We start from the raw sequence: 15,020 nt of genomic DNA on the forward strand, positions 1-15,020 counted from the left end.
AAGGGGACAGTATAGAGCGAATGGTATTAGCCGCCAAACGCGTGCTCAACTTCTGCCGGGAAATGGCGATGCCAGGCATCGAAGCCACCATCAACGCTATATACTGCGTCGTAACCCTGCTGGAGCAGATACTGCGCTGCACCTTTACTGCTGTTGCCGTGGTAGCACATGACCATCACTGGCGTTTCAAAGTCGTTATCGCGCATAAACGCACCCAGCGTGTCATTGGTCAGATGGAACGCGCCTGGCGTGTGGCCCATTGCAAAACTCTGCGGATCACGGATATCCACCAGCACCGCCGTTCCCTGGTGCATCTTCTGATGGGCTTCTTCTACGTTAATACATTCAAAGTGATCCATGGTGTTCTCTTTCGGTTGCTCAGGTTGGGTGCGCGCTAATGCCCTGACCCCAACCCTCTCCCACGGGAGAGGGGGAAAAGTTAGTCGCACTATTTTACCCCGTAGTGTACGTCCTGGCGGCGGGTAAACGCCATTATGTTATCCATATCACTCTAAATTGTTTTTTTGATGTTACCAAAAGCGCGTTCGTTTGCTATTATGAGCGATATCGAACATTTCTGAGCTTTAACGAAAGTGTGTGAGGGTGACATGGAAACCAAAGATCTGATTGTGATAGGCGGTGGCATTAACGGTGCCGGTATTGCGGTCGATGCCGCAGGACGCGGTTTATCCGTACTGATGCTGGAAGCTAACGATCTCGCGTGTGCGACATCGTCCGCCAGCTCAAAACTGATCCACGGTGGCCTGCGCTACCTGGAACACTACGAATTCCGTCTGGTCAGTGAAGCGCTGGCTGAACGCGAAGTGTTGCTGAAAATGGCACCACACCTGGCCATCCCGATGCGTTTCCGTCTCCCTCATCGTCCACATCTTCGCCCGGCGTGGATGATTCGAATTGGTCTGTTTATGTACGATCATCTGGGTAAACGCACCAGTCTGCCAGGTTCGAGTGGTTTGCGTTTTGGCTCAGAATCGGTCCTTAAGCCAGAAATCGTGCGCGGATTCGAATATTCTGACTGTTGGGTGGATGATGCACGTCTTGTGCTGGCGAACGCACAGATGGTGGTGAAAAAAGGTGGTGAGGTGAAAACCCGCACCCGTGCCACTTCTGCCCGCCGTGAAAACGGCCTGTGGATTGTCGAAGCCGAAGACGTGGATACCGGCGAGAAATTCAGCTGGAAAGCCCGCGGCCTGGTCAACGCCACCGGCCCATGGGTGAAACAATTCTTCGACGAAGGAATGCAATTGCGTTCCCCGTACGGCATCCGTCTTATCAAAGGCAGCCATATTGTCGTTCCGCGCGTTCATGCCCAGAAACAGGCTTACATCCTGCAGAACGAAGACAAACGCATTGTGTTTGTGATCCCGTGGATGGACGAGTTCTCCATCATTGGCACTACCGACGTAGAGTACAAAGGCGATCCGAAAAATGTCGAAATCGACGAGAGCGAGATCAACTACCTGCTGAAGGTCTATAACGCGCACTTTAAGAAACAGCTGGCACGTAACGATATCGTCTGGACGTACTCCGGCGTACGTCCACTGTGCGATGACGAGTCAGACTCTCCGCAGGCTATCACCCGCGACTATACGCTTGATATCCATGATGTAGATGGCCAGGCTCCGCTGCTGTCGGTGTTTGGCGGCAAGCTCACCACCTACCGCAAGCTGGCCGAACACGCACTGGAAAAACTGGTGCCGTACTACAAAGGCATTGGCCCGGCGTGGACGAAAGGGGCGGTATTGCCTGGCGGCGACATTGACGGCAATCGCGATGACTTTGCGGCAAAACTGCGTCGTCGCTACCCGTTCATCACCGAATCTATGGCGCGTCACTTTGCCCGTACCTACGGCAGCAACACGGAGTGGATCTTAGGCGAGGCGAAAGAACTTGCAGATCTGGGCGAACATTTCGGGCATGAGCTGTACGAAGCCGAATTGCGCTATCTGGTTGAGCACGAATGGGTTCGCCGTCTGGACGATGCTATCTGGCGTCGCACCAAAGAAGGGATGTGGCTTAATGCGGAACAGCAGTCTCGCGTAGCGCAGTGGCTGTTGCAAAACGCGGGGAAACGCGAGTTGTCGTTAGCGTCGTAATGCGATCGGTGCGGGCTGATGCCCTCACCCTGCCCCTCTCCCTGTGGGAGAGGGAACAAACACTAAAAACGGCAACCAGGGTTGCCGTTTTGCTTTTATAACCTCACCGGATCAATGTGCCAAATCGAATCGGCATACTCTTTGATGGTCCTGTCCGACGAGAAGTAGCCCATATTGGCGATATTATACATCGCAGCATTGGTCCACTTCTCTTGATGACGATACAGTTCATCCACCCTGTCCTGGCAATCCACATAGCTACGATAATCCGCCAGCACCTGATAGTGATCGCCAAAGTTAATCAGCGAATCCACCAAATCACGGTAGCGGCTTGGCTCTTCAGGGTTAAACACACCGGTCGCGATTTGCATCAGAACCTGGCGTAACTCTTCGTCCTGCTCGTAATATTCACGTGGTTTGTAACCCTTCTTACGCAGCTCCTCCACCTCTTCCGTCGTATTACCGAAGATAAAGATGTTATCTGAGCCCACGTGTTCGAGCATTTCGACGTTAGCACCATCCAGCGTGCCAATGGTCAGCGCGCCGTTCAGGGCAAACTTCATGTTACTGGTCCCGGAGGCCTCCGTCCCTGCAGTGGAAATCTGCTCGGAGAGATCCGCTGCCGGTATGATCAGCTGGGCCAGGCTCACGCTGTAGTTCGGGATAAACACCACCTTCAGCTTATCGCCAATATCCGGGTCGTTGTTCACCACCTTCGCCACATCGTTGATGAGGTGAATGATGTGTTTCGCCATGTAATAAGCGGAAGCCGCCTTACCAGCAAAAATTTTCACGCGCGGAACCCACTCGGCTGTCGGATCGGCCTTGATGCGGTTGTAGTGCGTAATCACATGCAGCACGTTCATCAGCTGGCGCTTGTACTCGTGGATACGTTTGATCTGCACATCGAACAGCGCTTTCGGGTTGGCGACCACATTCAGGTGCAGCGCGAGGTAAACCGACAAGCGTTTTTTGTTCAACAGCTTGGCTTCACGTACGGCTTTGTTCACCGTCGGGAAATCAATATGCTGTTCAAGCTCGCGCAACTGCCCCAAATCGGTACGCCATGTCCGGCCGATGTTGGTGTCCAGCACCTCAGACAACGGCTGGTTTGCCAGCGCCAGCCAGCGGCGCGGCGTGACACCATTGGTCACATTGCAGAAACGTGTCGGGAAGATCTTCGCAAAGTCAGCAAACAGCGACTGCACCATCAGGTTCGAGTGCAGCTCAGACACACCATTCACCTTGTGACTTATCACCACCGCCAGCCAGGCCATACGCACGCGACGGCCATTTGACTCATCGATTATCGATGTGCGGCTCAGCAGGCCAGTATCATTCGGATACTGCTCCTGAAGCGTTTTCAGGAAATAGTCGTTGATCTCAAAGATAATCTGCAAGTGGCGCGGCAGGATCTTACCCAGCATGTCCACCGGCCAGGTTTCCAGCGCTTCGCTCATCAACGTGTGGTTGGTGTAGGAGAACACCTGGCAAGTGACTTCAAACGCGTCATCCCAGCTGAACTTATGCTCGTCAATCAGCAAACGCATCAGCTCAGGGATCGACAGCACCGGGTGGGTGTCGTTCAGGTGGATGGCGGTTTTTTCGGCCAGGTTGTTGTACGTTTTGTGCAACAGGTAGTGACGGCTCAGGATGTCCTGAATCGTCGAGGAGACCAGGAAATACTCCTGACGCAGACGCAGCTCACGCCCGGAGTAGGTTGAGTCATCCGGGTAAAGAACACGGGACACGTTCTCGGAGTGGTTTTTATCTTCCACCGCCGCAAAGTAGTCGCCCTGGTTAAATTTACCGAGGTTAATTTCACTACTGGCCTGCGCGCTCCACAGGCGCAGCGTGTTGGTGGCGTCGGTGTCGTAGCCCGGGATAATCTGGTCATAGGCTACGGCCAGGATCTCTTCAGTTTCGACCCAGCGGGACTTTTTGCCTTCCTGCTGAATGCGTCCGCCAAAGCGCACTTTATAGCGGGTGTTGTGACGCTTGAACTCCCACGGGTTGCCGTATTCCAGCCAGTAATCCGGGGACTCTTTCTGACGTCCGTCAACGATGTTCTGTTTGAACATACCGTAGTCATAGCGAATGCCGTAGCCACGGCCCGGCAGCGCCAGCGTTGCCAGTGAATCCAGGAAGCACGCCGCAAGGCGCCCCAGACCACCGTTACCAAGCCCTGGGTCGTTTTCTTCGTCAATCAGCTCTTCTAAATCCAGCCCCATCTCTTCCAGCGCATTTTTGACGTCGTCATAAATACCGAGCGATAACAGTGCATTAGAAAGGGTGCGGCCAATCAAAAACTCCATCGACAGATAGTAAACCTGACGCGTTTCTTGTGAGAGCTGGGCGCGGTTGGAGCGCAACCAGCGTTCGACTAAACGGTCACGTACCGCAAACAGCGTGGCGTTAAGCCACTCGTGTTTGTTGGCGATGACCGGATCTTTCCCAATGGTGAACATCAGCTTATAGGCGATGGAGTGCTTTAACGCCTCGACGCTGAGTGTCGGTGAAGAGTAGCTAAAAGGTGCATTCATATCAGTGACTCCGCCTCGTTACATCAAGCGTTGATAGAGATCGCGGTATGACTGCGCCGCAACGTGCCAACTAAAATCCATGGCCATCGCCTGGCGTTGAACGTAACGCCACAAAGAAGGACGGGACCACAATACGAAAGCACGCCGAATCGCCCTTAGAAGCGACCAGGCATTACTGTCTTCAAAAACAAACCCGCTGGCAATACCGTCCGCCAGGTTTTCCAGAGAGCTATCGGACACAGTATCGGCCAGCCCGCCCGTGCGTCGCACCAGCGGTAACGTGCCGTACTTCAGGCCATAGAGCTGAGTCAGGCCACAAGGTTCGAAACGGCTCGGCACCAGAATGACGTCTGCACCGCCCATGATGCGGTGTGAAAACGCTTCGTGATAACCAATTTGCACGCCTACCTGGCCTGGGTGTTCAGCCGCCGCCGCGAGGAAACCTTCCTGCAATACCGGATCGCCTGCGCCCAGCAACGCCAGTTGCCCACCCTGTTCCAGTAATCCCGGTAAAGCTTCCAGCACCAGATCCAACCCTTTCTGGCTGGTCAGGCGACTGACCACGGCGAACAACGGCGCTTTGTCATTGACCTTCAGCCCCATCGCGATTTGCAGCTGACGTTTGTTTTCCGCTTTGTCTTCCAGGGAATCACGATCATAGCGGGACGCCAGCAGGAGATCGGTTTCGGGGCTCCAGATTTTCTCGTCGACACCGTTCAAAATCCCCGACAAGCGCCCTTCACGATGACGCTGGCGCAACAGCCCTTCCAGACCGTAGCCAAACTGTGCCTCGGTGATTTCGCGGGCATATGTTGGGCTGACCGCCGTAATATGATCGGCGTAGTACAGCCCCGCTTTCAGGAAGGAAATTTGTCCGCCAAATTCCAGTCCGTGCATGTTAAAGAACGACCATGGCAGCTCGATGTCATTCATATGATGGGCGTAATACATGCCCTGATACGCCAGATTGTGCACCGTAAAGACAGATTTCGCCGGGTGGCCGCGTGCGGCAAGGTACGCGGGAGCCAGCCCCGCGTGCCAGTCGTGCGCGTGAACCACATCCGGGCGCCAGAAGGGATCCAACCCCGATGCCATCTCCGCCCCCACCCAACCGAGCAGCGCAAAGCGCTGCACGTTGTCCGGGTAAGCAAACAGATTGGTGTCGTGGTATGGACTCCCCGGTCTGTCGTATAAATGCGGTGCGTCAATCAGGTAAATTCCCACACCATTGTAATGTCCAAACAGTAGCGTGATGCGCCCGGCGAACGTTTCACGGCGGGTCACGACCTGAGCATCAGGAATACCGCGCCGGATATCTGGAAAAGCGGGTAACAGGACTCGGGCATCAACACCGCCGGCAATTTGCGCCGCAGGTAATGCACCAATAACATCCGCCAGACCGCCCGTTTTTAATAACGGGAACATCTCTGAACATACATGTAAAACCTGCATTATCGCTCCTGTTTGACATGCAATTTCCGCAGCATTTCCCGTGTTACCAACACGATCCCTTCTTCTGAACGGTAGAAGCGACGCGCATCTTCTTCCGCATTCTCGCCAATCACCATACCTTCAGGGATGACGCAAGCGCGGTCGATAACGCAACGGCGCAAACGGCATGAGCGCCCTACCCAGACATCTGGCAGCAATACTGCCGAGTCGATATTACAGAAAGAGTTCACGCGCACGCATGGGAACAACACGGACTGCACCACCACAGAGCCGGAAATAATGCACCCGCCAGAAACCAGCGAGTTCAGCGTCATGCCGTGGCTGCCAGAGCGATCCTGAACGAATTTCGCCGGTGGCAGGGATTCCATATGGGTACGAATTGGCCAGTTCTGGTCGTACATATCCAGCTCAGGCGTCACCGATGCCAGATCCAGGTTTGCTTTCCAGTATGCTTCCAGTGTTCCTACATCGCGCCAGTACGGCTCCGAGTTCGGGTCAGACTGTACGCAGGACAATGGGAATGGATGTGCATAAGCCATGCCAGCTTTGGTGATTTTCGGGATGATGTCTTTACCAAAGTCATGGCTTGAGTTTTCGTCTTTGTCGTCCTCTTCGAGCAATTCATAAAGATAATCTGCATCAAAGATATAGATCCCCATACTGGCGAGCGATTTGGTTGGGTCGTTCGGCATGGTCGGCGGATTAGCCGGTTTTTCGACAAAGTCGATAATCTTGTCGTCTTCATCCACATCCATTACGCCAAACGCCGCCGCCTCAGCAACGGGCACAGGCAGACATGCTACGGTGCAACGCGCCCCTTTTTCGACATGGTCGATAAGCATGTGGGAGTAGTCTTGTTTGTAGATATGGTCACCGGCGAGGATCACGATGTATTCCGCGCCGTAGCGACGAATGATGTCGAGGTTTTGCGTCACCGCATCTGCCGTGCCGCGGTACCAGTTTTCACCGTGAACGCGCTGCTGAGCAGGAAGCAAATCGACAAACTCATTCATCTCTTCGCTGAAAAATGACCAGCCACGCTGAATATGCTGAACCAGAGTGTGCGACTGGTACTGAGTAATGACGCCAATTCGACGGATGCCGGAGTTAAGGCAGTTGGACAATGCGAAGTCGATAATACGGAACTTACCACCAAAGTGAACGGCCGGTTTGGCGCGTTTGATGGTCAAATCTTTAAGACGGGTACCGCGCCCACCAGCCAGTATCAAAGCAACTGTTTTTAATGGTAGCTGGCGCGCCAACATTAAGGGATCGTTCTTCTCTAATCTCACCATGACTAACTCCTTTTTTATCATCTCTGGAATACGCACACTCCGTGCGCAGGCCCATGCCAGACTGCCATTACGACCGGGTTATCCTCTCCGGCAAAAGGGGGAATGGCGTGCCACGCCCCATCAGGTAATACAAAATTAACCACGTCTTGCGTGGCGTTTAACGTGATAAGCCAGCGTTCCGAAAGCAGGATTTGCAGGCATGGCGCGCCGCTTTGCCACTCTTGTGCGCTCAGCGGTTGCGCCTCTTTGTTTAACCAGACAACATTGCCATCACCCTCTTCCCACCACTGATTTGCCGTCAGCGCGGGGATGGTCTGGCGAAGATGAATCAGTGCAGCTGTAAAATGCACCAGCCCGCTGTTCGCCTGTTCCCATTCAAGCCAGGTGAGAGTGTTATCCTGGCAATAGGCATTGTTGTTGCCATGCTGGCTGTGTCCATGTTCATCACCCGCCAGCAGCATCGGCGTGCCTTGTGACAACAACAGCGTTGTCAGCAGCGCATGGATGCTGGCGCGGCGTCTCTCGATGATGTCCTGACTACCGCCTAATCCTTCTATACCATGATTAAAGCTATGGTTATTGTTAGTGCCATCGCGATTCTCTTCGCCGTTTGCCTCATTGTGTTTCTGATTGAAACAAACGCAGTCGCGCAGAGTGAAACCGTCATGCGCCGTCACCAGGTTGACGGTGGCAGAAGGTTGTTTCCCATCGCGTTTAAACAGATCGCTGGACGCCGCAAAGCGTCCGGCAAATTCCCCCAGCGACACACTTCTTTCCAGCCAGAAGCGGCGCGTGGCATCACGGTAATGATCGTTCCACTCGGCAAATAACGGCGGGAAATTCCCCACCTGATAACCGCCATCGCCAATGTCCCACGGCTCCGCAATCAGTTTGACCTGCGAGAGCACTGGGCAGTTTTTTATCACCTCAAACAGCGGCGCCTGTTGGCTGAATGTCGGGGTCCGCCCCATCACCGAGGCTAAATCGAAACGAAAGCCATCGACATGGAACGTTTCAACCCAATACCTCAGGCATTCATACGCATAGTGCGTCACGGCCGGATGGCTGAGATTGAGCGTGTTACCGCAACCGGTCCAGTTGTGGTAATCGCCATCTTCCCTTATCCAATAATAGCTACGGTTATCAATTCCGCGCAGGGAGAGCGTGGGGCCATCAAGATCGCTTTCAGCGCTGTGGTTCAACACCACATCCAGAATGACCTCAATGCCCGCCTCATGCAGCGCCTTCACCGCATCGCGGAATTCATCCCGCGCCTTATCCGGGTGCGCCGCATAGCGCGGCTCAAGCGCAAACATCGCCAGCGGGTTGTAACCCCAGTAGTTGCTCAGCCCCAGTCGTTGCAGGCGCGGTTCGCTGGCAAAATGCGCTACTGGCAGCAGCTCCAGCGCAGTGATCCCCAGATGCTTCAGGTACGCAATCATCACCGGATGCGCGAGCGCCTTATAGGTGCCGCGGATCTCTTTGGGGATCGACGGATGCAGTTGCGTCAGCCCCTTGACGTGCGCTTCGTAAATCACGGTTTTGCCCCACGGCGTGCGCGGCGGTTCGTCACCTTCCCAGTCGTAGAGCTCGTTGACCACCATGCTTTTTGGCGCAACGAGCGCACTGTCGCGGTGATCGGGTTCGCCGTAGCCAACGTGTAAAACCGGGTCGTCAATCAGATCGCCTTCCACGCGGTGCGCGCAGGGGTCGAGCAACAGCTTCGCCGGGTTAAACCAGTGGCCTTGCGCTGGCTCCCACGGGCCATGAACGCGAAAACCGTAGTGCATTCCTGGCCGTCCTCCGGCCAGGTAGCCATGCCAGGTATCCCCTGTGCGTGCGGGCAGGTCGTAACGATGTTCGTTGCCTTCCCCGTCAAACACACACAGTTCCACCCGCTCTGCATGAGCGGAAAAGAGGGTGAAATTCACACCCTTTCCGTCAAAACTCGCCCCGAGCGGTTCGGATCTACCTGCCGTGAGTTGCGTCATTCACCCTCCCGAACCAGCCAGATTGTGCTCAGCGGCGGCAACGTCAGGCTCAGTGAGTTCGGGCGTCCGTGGCTTTCCATCGCATCACTTTGCACCAGCCCGCCGTTACCCGTGTTACTGCCGTGGTAGTGCATGGAATCGGTGTTCAGTATTTCGCGCCATTTACCGGCCTGATTAATGCCGAAGCGATAATGCTGACGAGGAACAGGGGTAAAGTTGCTGACGACAATGATCTCGTTGCCTGCTTTATCGCGACGGACAAAGGCCAGCACCGAACGTTCGTTATCGTCCACCACCAGCCACTCAAAACCGTATGCGTCGAAGTCGAGTTCATGCAGGGCTTTATGGTGGCGGTAAGTCAGGTTCAGGTCGCGAACCAGGCGCTGAACGCCGTGGTGCCAGTTGTCGCCGCCTTCGAGCAGATGCCAGTCAAGGCTCCCATCGTGGTTCCACTCGCGCCCCTGGGCAAACTCGTTGCCCATAAACAGCAGTTTTTTGCCTGGGAAGGCAAACATCCAGCCGTAGTAGGCGCGCAGGTTGGCAAACTTCTGCCAGGCATCGCCAGGCATCCGGTCGAGAATGGATTTTTTGCCATGCACTACTTCGTCGTGCGACAGCGGCAGCATGAAGTTTTCGGTGTAGTTGTAGAGCATCCCGAAGGTGAGTTTATTGTGATGATACTGGCGATGAACAGGATCGAGCTTCATGTAGTCGAGCGTGTCGTGCATCCAGCCCAGGTTCCACTTGTACCAAAAGCCCAGACCACCCAGTGAAGAAGGGCGAGACACGCCAGCGAAGTCGGTCGACTCTTCCGCCATCGTGACAGCCCCCTCAACCTGCTCACCAATAATGCGGTTGGTGCTGCGCAGGAACTCGATCGCTTCCAGATTTTCGCGCCCGCCAAACTCGTTAGGGATCCACTCCCCTTCTTTACGGCTGTAGTCGCGATAGATCATCGATGCCACCGCATCGACGCGCAGGGCATCAATCCCAAAACGTTCAATCCAGTACAGGGCATTACCTACAAGATAGTTCGCGACTTCACGGCGACCGTAGTTGTAGATAAGCGTGTTCCAGTCCTGGTGATACCCTTCGCGCGGGTCACTGTGCTCATACAGAGGGGTGCCATCAAATTCGGCCAGACCAAAATCATCCGACGGGAAATGGCCTGGCACCCAGTCGAGGATCACGTTCAGCCCGGCGGCGTGTGCAGCACTGATGAAATAGCGGAAGTCATCGCGCGTGCCGAAGCGGCGTGTCGGCGCATACAGCCCGGTGGGTTGGTAGCCCCAACTGCCATCGAAAGGGTGTTCGTTAACTGGCAAAAGCTCCAGATGGGTAAAGCCCATCCATTTGGCGTACGGCACCAGTTGATCGGCCAGTTCGCGGTAGCTCAGCCAGAAGTTGTTATCGGTGTGGCGACGCCATGAACCCAGATGCACTTCATACACGGAAATAGGCGCATCAAAGCGGTTCGCCTGCTTGCGCTCCTCGCTCTGGGTGACCTTTTCCGGCAGGCCGCAAATCAGCGATGCCGTGTCCGGTCGCATCTGCGCTTCGAAGGCATACGGGTCGGCTTTAATGCGCAGCTTTCCGTGCGCGTCAATCATCTCGAATTTATAGAGTTGGCCGTTATTCGCGCCGGGGATAAACAGCTCCCAGATGCCGGTTTCGCGGCGCAGGCGCATCGGGTGACGACGACCGTCCCAGTAGTTGAACTGGCCGACGACAGACACGCGTCGTGCGTTAGGCGCCCACACGGAAAAACGGGTTCCCGTGATACCGTCCATCGTGTCTGCATGTGCGCCCAGCGTTTCGTAAGGGCGCAAATGGGTACCTTCAGACAGCAGCCATGCGTCCATCTCCTGTAAAAGAGGACCAAAGCTGTAAGGATCATCAATGAGATTTTGCTGGCCGTGCCAGACAACGGCGAGCTGATAACGGAAAGGGTTTTTACGGCGAGGCATTACGCCCGAAAAAAAGCCGCGTGAATCAAGGCATTCCAGATTGCCCACTTTACGCCCGGTTTTAGGTTCAATGACCCACACTTCTGTGGCATCCGGTAACAGCGCGCGGACTTCAAGCCCGGCGTCGGTACGGTGCATTCCCAGAATGGAAAAAGGGTCGGCGAAATGACCCGCAATAAGCGCATTAATCACGTCTCTATCCACACGATCAGACATGGTATTCATCCTGTTTTTTAGTAATCGCCCCTTTTTAAGCGCCCGGGTGCGATTTTTAATGTGACCTGAACGAAGCTCCTCTCTGCTTCGTCCTACCCTCAGGTAAGAAAGACTCTCCCTTAAAGCATAGCCAACGCTCTAAATGACTCCTGATAAAAAATAAGACATACGCGTTTACTCCATGTAGTACGCAAAAAAAGGGGTGACAATGCACCCCTGAGATTTAACAAATTATTACGCCAGCTGGCGAAGCATTCTGCGAAGCGGCTCGGCAGCGCCCCACAGCAGCTGGTCGCCCACGGTGAACGCGGACAGGTATTCCGGCCCCATGTTCAGTTTACGCAGACGACCAACCGGGGTGGTCAGCGTACCGGTGACTGCCGCCGGAGTCAGTTCACGCATGGTGATATCACGATCGTTCGGCACCACTTTCGCCCACGGGTTGTGCGCAGCCAGCAGCTCTTCAACGGTCGGAATAGACACATCTTTTTTCAGTTTAATGGTGAAGGCCTGGCTGTGGCAGCGCAGCGCGCCGATACGCACGCACAGACCGTCAACCGGAATGGTGTTCGCGGTTGCGAGGATTTTGTTGGTCTCGGCCTGGCCTTTCCACTCTTCGCGGGTCTGGCCGTTATCCAGCTGTTTGTCGATCCACGGGATCAGGCCACCGGCCAGCGGTACGCCAAAGTTATCTACCGGCAGCTCGCCACTGCGGGTGAGCTGAGTGACTTTACGCTCGATATCGAGAATAGCGGACGCCGGGTTGGCCAGTTCAGTCGCAACGCTGTGGTGCAACTGACCCATCTGGGTCAGCAGTTCGCGCATGTGGCGCGCGCCGCCACCAGAAGCCGCCTGATAGGTAGCAACAGAAACCCACTCCACCAGATCCTGCGCGAACAGGCCGCCCAGAGACATCAGCATCAGGCTGACGGTGCAGTTACCGCCAACAAAGGTTTTCACGCCTTTGTTCAGGCCGTCGGTGATCACGTCCTGGTTAACCGGGTCGAGAATGATGATGGCATCGTCTTTCATGCGCAGCGAAGATGCCGCGTCAATCCAGTAGCCCTGCCAGCCGCTTTCACGCAGCTTTGGATAGATTTCGTTGGTATAATCGCCGCCCTGGCACGTGACAATAATGTCGAGTGCCTTCAGCGCTTCCAGATCGTAAGCATCCTGCAACGTGCCTGTGGTACCACCAAAGGACGGTGCAGCCTGGCCGAGCTGGGAAGTGGAGAAGAAGACCGGGCGGATAGCGTCGAAATCGCGCTCTTCAACCATGCGTTGCATGAGTACAGAGCCGACCATACCGCGCCAACCGATAAAACCAACGTTTTTCATAGCATTTTTTTCCTGGAGAGGTGTGTGCTGTTTGTGCAAACCAGTATTTAACTGGGATATGCTTCACATTACAAAATGCTGCCAAAGTCGCAAGCGAAATTAATCGATGATTGCCAGACAATCAGAAAAGCAGCTAATCATCAGAATGACCATAGAAAGTATCAGGGATAACTTACGATGAGTGAAATCATTTCCGCAGCGGTTTTATTGATCCTGATTATGGATCCACTCGGAAACTTACCTATCTTCATGTCGGTGCTAAAACACACCGAACCGAAGCGCCGCCGGGCAATTATGATCCGCGAGCTGCTGATTGCGTTGCTGGTGATGTTTATCTTCCTTTTCGCGGGCGAAAAAATCCTCGCGTTCCTGAATTTACGCGCAGAAACGGTCTCTATTTCCGGCGGGATTATCCTGTTCCTGATTGCCATTAAGATGATTTTCCCGAGCGCGGAAGGGAGCAGCAGCGGGCTACCTGCGGGTGAAGAGCCGTTTATTGTGCCGCTGGCGATTCCACTGGTTGCCGGGCCGACAATTCTGGCGACGCTGATGTTGCTGTCGCATCAGTATCCGAACCAGATGAGCCATCTGGTGATTGCCCTGCTGATTGCCTGGGGCGGGACCTTTATTATTTTGCTGCAATCGTCGCTGTTTTTACGTCTGCTGGGCGAGAAAGGGGTGAACGCGCTGGAGCGCCTGATGGGGCTGATTCTGGTGATGATGGCGACACAGATGTTCCTGGACGGGATCCGGGCGTGGATGAAAGGCTAGCAAGGTAAATGCAAAACGGCAACCACGTTGCCGTTTTTAGTGTCTGCTCCCTCTCCCCGTGGGTGTACGGTCCGGGGACATAGTGAACACTTGTTCGGGGACATGGTAGACACTTACAACTAAGGCATAAGAACCCGTTTATGGAGTCGCTTATGTCCTGGGATGCGAGAGATACCATGTCATTACGTACCGAGTTTGTTTTGTTCGCCTCGCAGGACGGGGCGAACATCCGTTCCCTCTGCCGTCGCTTCGGCATTTCACCTGCCACCGGCTATAAGTGGCTTCGCCGCTGGGCGGAGGAAGGGGCCTCCGGCCTTCAGGACCGCCCGCGCATACCGCACCATTCCCCGAACCGCTCATCTGACGACATCACTGCCCTGCTGCGTATGGCGCATGACCGCCATGAACGCTGGGGCGCACGCAAGATAAAGCGCTGGCTGGAAGACCAGGGGCACACCATGCCCGCCTTCAGCACCGTCCATAACCTCATGGCCCGTCACGGTCTGCTGCCGGGCACTTCACCGGGCATTCCCGCCACGGGACGGTTCGAACATGACGCGCCGAACCGCCTCTGGCAGATGGATTTTAAGGGCCACTTTCCCTTTGGAGGCGGCCGCTGCCATCCGCTCACCCTGCTGGACGACCACTCCCGATTTTCCCTGTGCCTGGCGCACTGTACCGATGAACGGCGCGAGACCGTGCAGCAGCAGCTGGTCAGCGTGTTTGAGCGCTACGGCCTGCCGGACCGGATGACGATGGACAACGGTTCTCCGTGGGGAGACACCACCGGCACCTGGACGGCGCTGGAGCTGTGGCTGATGCGTCTGGGTATCCGGGTGGGGCACTCCCGGCCGTATCATCCGCAGACGCAGGGTAAGCTGGAGCGTTTTCACCGGAGCCTGAAGGCAGAAGTGCTGCAGGGGAAGTGGTTCGCGAGCGGGGGCGAACTGCAGCGCGCCTTCGACCACTGGCGGACAGTCTATAACCTTGAACGCCCGCATGAGGCGCTGGATATGGCGGTACCGGGGTCGCGGTATAAGCCGTCAGAGCGGCAGTACAGCGGCAACACCACGCCCCCGGAATACGACGAGGGCGTGATGGTCAGGAAAGTGGATATCAGCGGAAAGCTGAGCGTGAAAGGGGTAAGTCTGAGCGCAGGCAAGGCGTTCAGGGGAGAACGGGTCGGGCTGAAGGAGATGCAGGAAGACGGCAGCTACGAGGTGTGGTGGTACAGCACGAAAGTGGGGGTGATCGACCTGAAGAAAAAGTCGATCACCATGGGTAAAGGATGTTAAAAAGTGTTCACCATGTCCCCGAACACCTGTCTACC

The 15,020-nt window shown here is 55.3% G+C and carries 10 protein-coding genes; 3 read left to right on the top strand and 7 right to left on the bottom strand.

Features of this window, described 5'->3' with window-relative positions:
* Positions 1-26: 26 nt before the first annotated feature.
* Entirely contained in the window at positions 27-359 is a 333-nt protein-coding gene (gene glpE, locus HV107_RS08250; protein WP_014072135.1) for a thiosulfate sulfurtransferase GlpE, read from the bottom strand.
* 249 nt (positions 360-608) lie between these two features.
* Between glpE and glpD the strand changes: the two genes are divergently transcribed.
* Complete coding sequence (glpD, locus tag HV107_RS08255) at positions 609-2,117, top strand: glycerol-3-phosphate dehydrogenase (protein ID WP_182062819.1); 1,509 nt, start codon at positions 609-611, stop codon at positions 2,115-2,117.
* Between the two features lie 95 nt (positions 2,118-2,212).
* Here glpD and glgP read toward each other — a convergent pair whose 3' ends face one another.
* From glgP to asd, 6 genes are all read right to left on the bottom strand, one after another.
* A complete protein-coding gene (gene glgP / locus HV107_RS08260; RefSeq protein WP_182062820.1) occupies positions 2,213-4,660 on the bottom strand; it encodes a glycogen phosphorylase in 2,448 nt (815 codons plus the stop codon).
* Between the two features lie 18 nt (positions 4,661-4,678).
* Positions 4,679-6,112, bottom strand: a complete 1,434-nt coding sequence (gene glgA, locus HV107_RS08265) for a glycogen synthase GlgA (protein WP_182062821.1) — start codon at positions 6,110-6,112, stop codon at positions 4,679-4,681.
* Positions 6,112-7,407: a glucose-1-phosphate adenylyltransferase gene (gene glgC, locus HV107_RS08270; protein ID WP_182062822.1), complete on the bottom strand. Its 1,296-nt coding sequence runs from the start codon at positions 7,405-7,407 to the stop codon at positions 6,112-6,114. The genes glgA and glgC overlap by 1 nt, the downstream gene beginning before the upstream one ends.
* 17 nt (positions 7,408-7,424) lie before the next feature.
* Positions 7,425-9,398 (bottom strand): glycogen debranching protein GlgX, encoded by a 1,974-nt coding sequence (gene glgX / locus HV107_RS08275; protein ID WP_182062823.1) that lies wholly within the window; start codon positions 9,396-9,398, stop codon positions 7,425-7,427.
* Positions 9,395-11,581, bottom strand: a complete 2,187-nt coding sequence (glgB, locus tag HV107_RS08280; RefSeq protein WP_182062824.1) for a 1,4-alpha-glucan branching enzyme — start codon at positions 11,579-11,581, stop codon at positions 9,395-9,397. Before glgB ends, glgX begins: the two co-directional genes overlap by 4 nt.
* A 234-nt stretch (positions 11,582-11,815) precedes the next feature.
* On the bottom strand, positions 11,816-12,919 hold the full coding sequence (asd, locus tag HV107_RS08285; RefSeq protein ID WP_182062825.1) for an aspartate-semialdehyde dehydrogenase: 1,104 nt from the start codon (positions 12,917-12,919) through the stop codon (positions 11,816-11,818).
* Positions 12,920-13,096: 177 nt separating this feature from the next.
* Here asd and yhgN point away from each other — a divergent pair, with 177 nt between their 5' ends.
* Together yhgN and HV107_RS08295 are read left to right on the top strand one after the other, a co-directional pair.
* A complete protein-coding gene (gene yhgN, locus HV107_RS08290; RefSeq protein ID WP_003861574.1) occupies positions 13,097-13,690 on the top strand; it encodes an NAAT family transporter YhgN in 594 nt (197 codons plus the stop codon).
* A gap of 140 nt (positions 13,691-13,830) precedes the next feature.
* Positions 13,831-14,985, top strand: coding sequence for an IS481 family transposase (locus HV107_RS08295; RefSeq protein ID WP_182059485.1), 1,155 nt, complete (start codon positions 13,831-13,833; stop codon positions 14,983-14,985).
* Positions 14,986-15,020 lie beyond the last annotated feature (35 nt).

Source organism: Enterobacter sp. RHBSTW-00175, assembly GCF_013927005.1.
Classification (GTDB): Bacteria; Pseudomonadota; Gammaproteobacteria; order Enterobacterales; family Enterobacteriaceae; genus Enterobacter.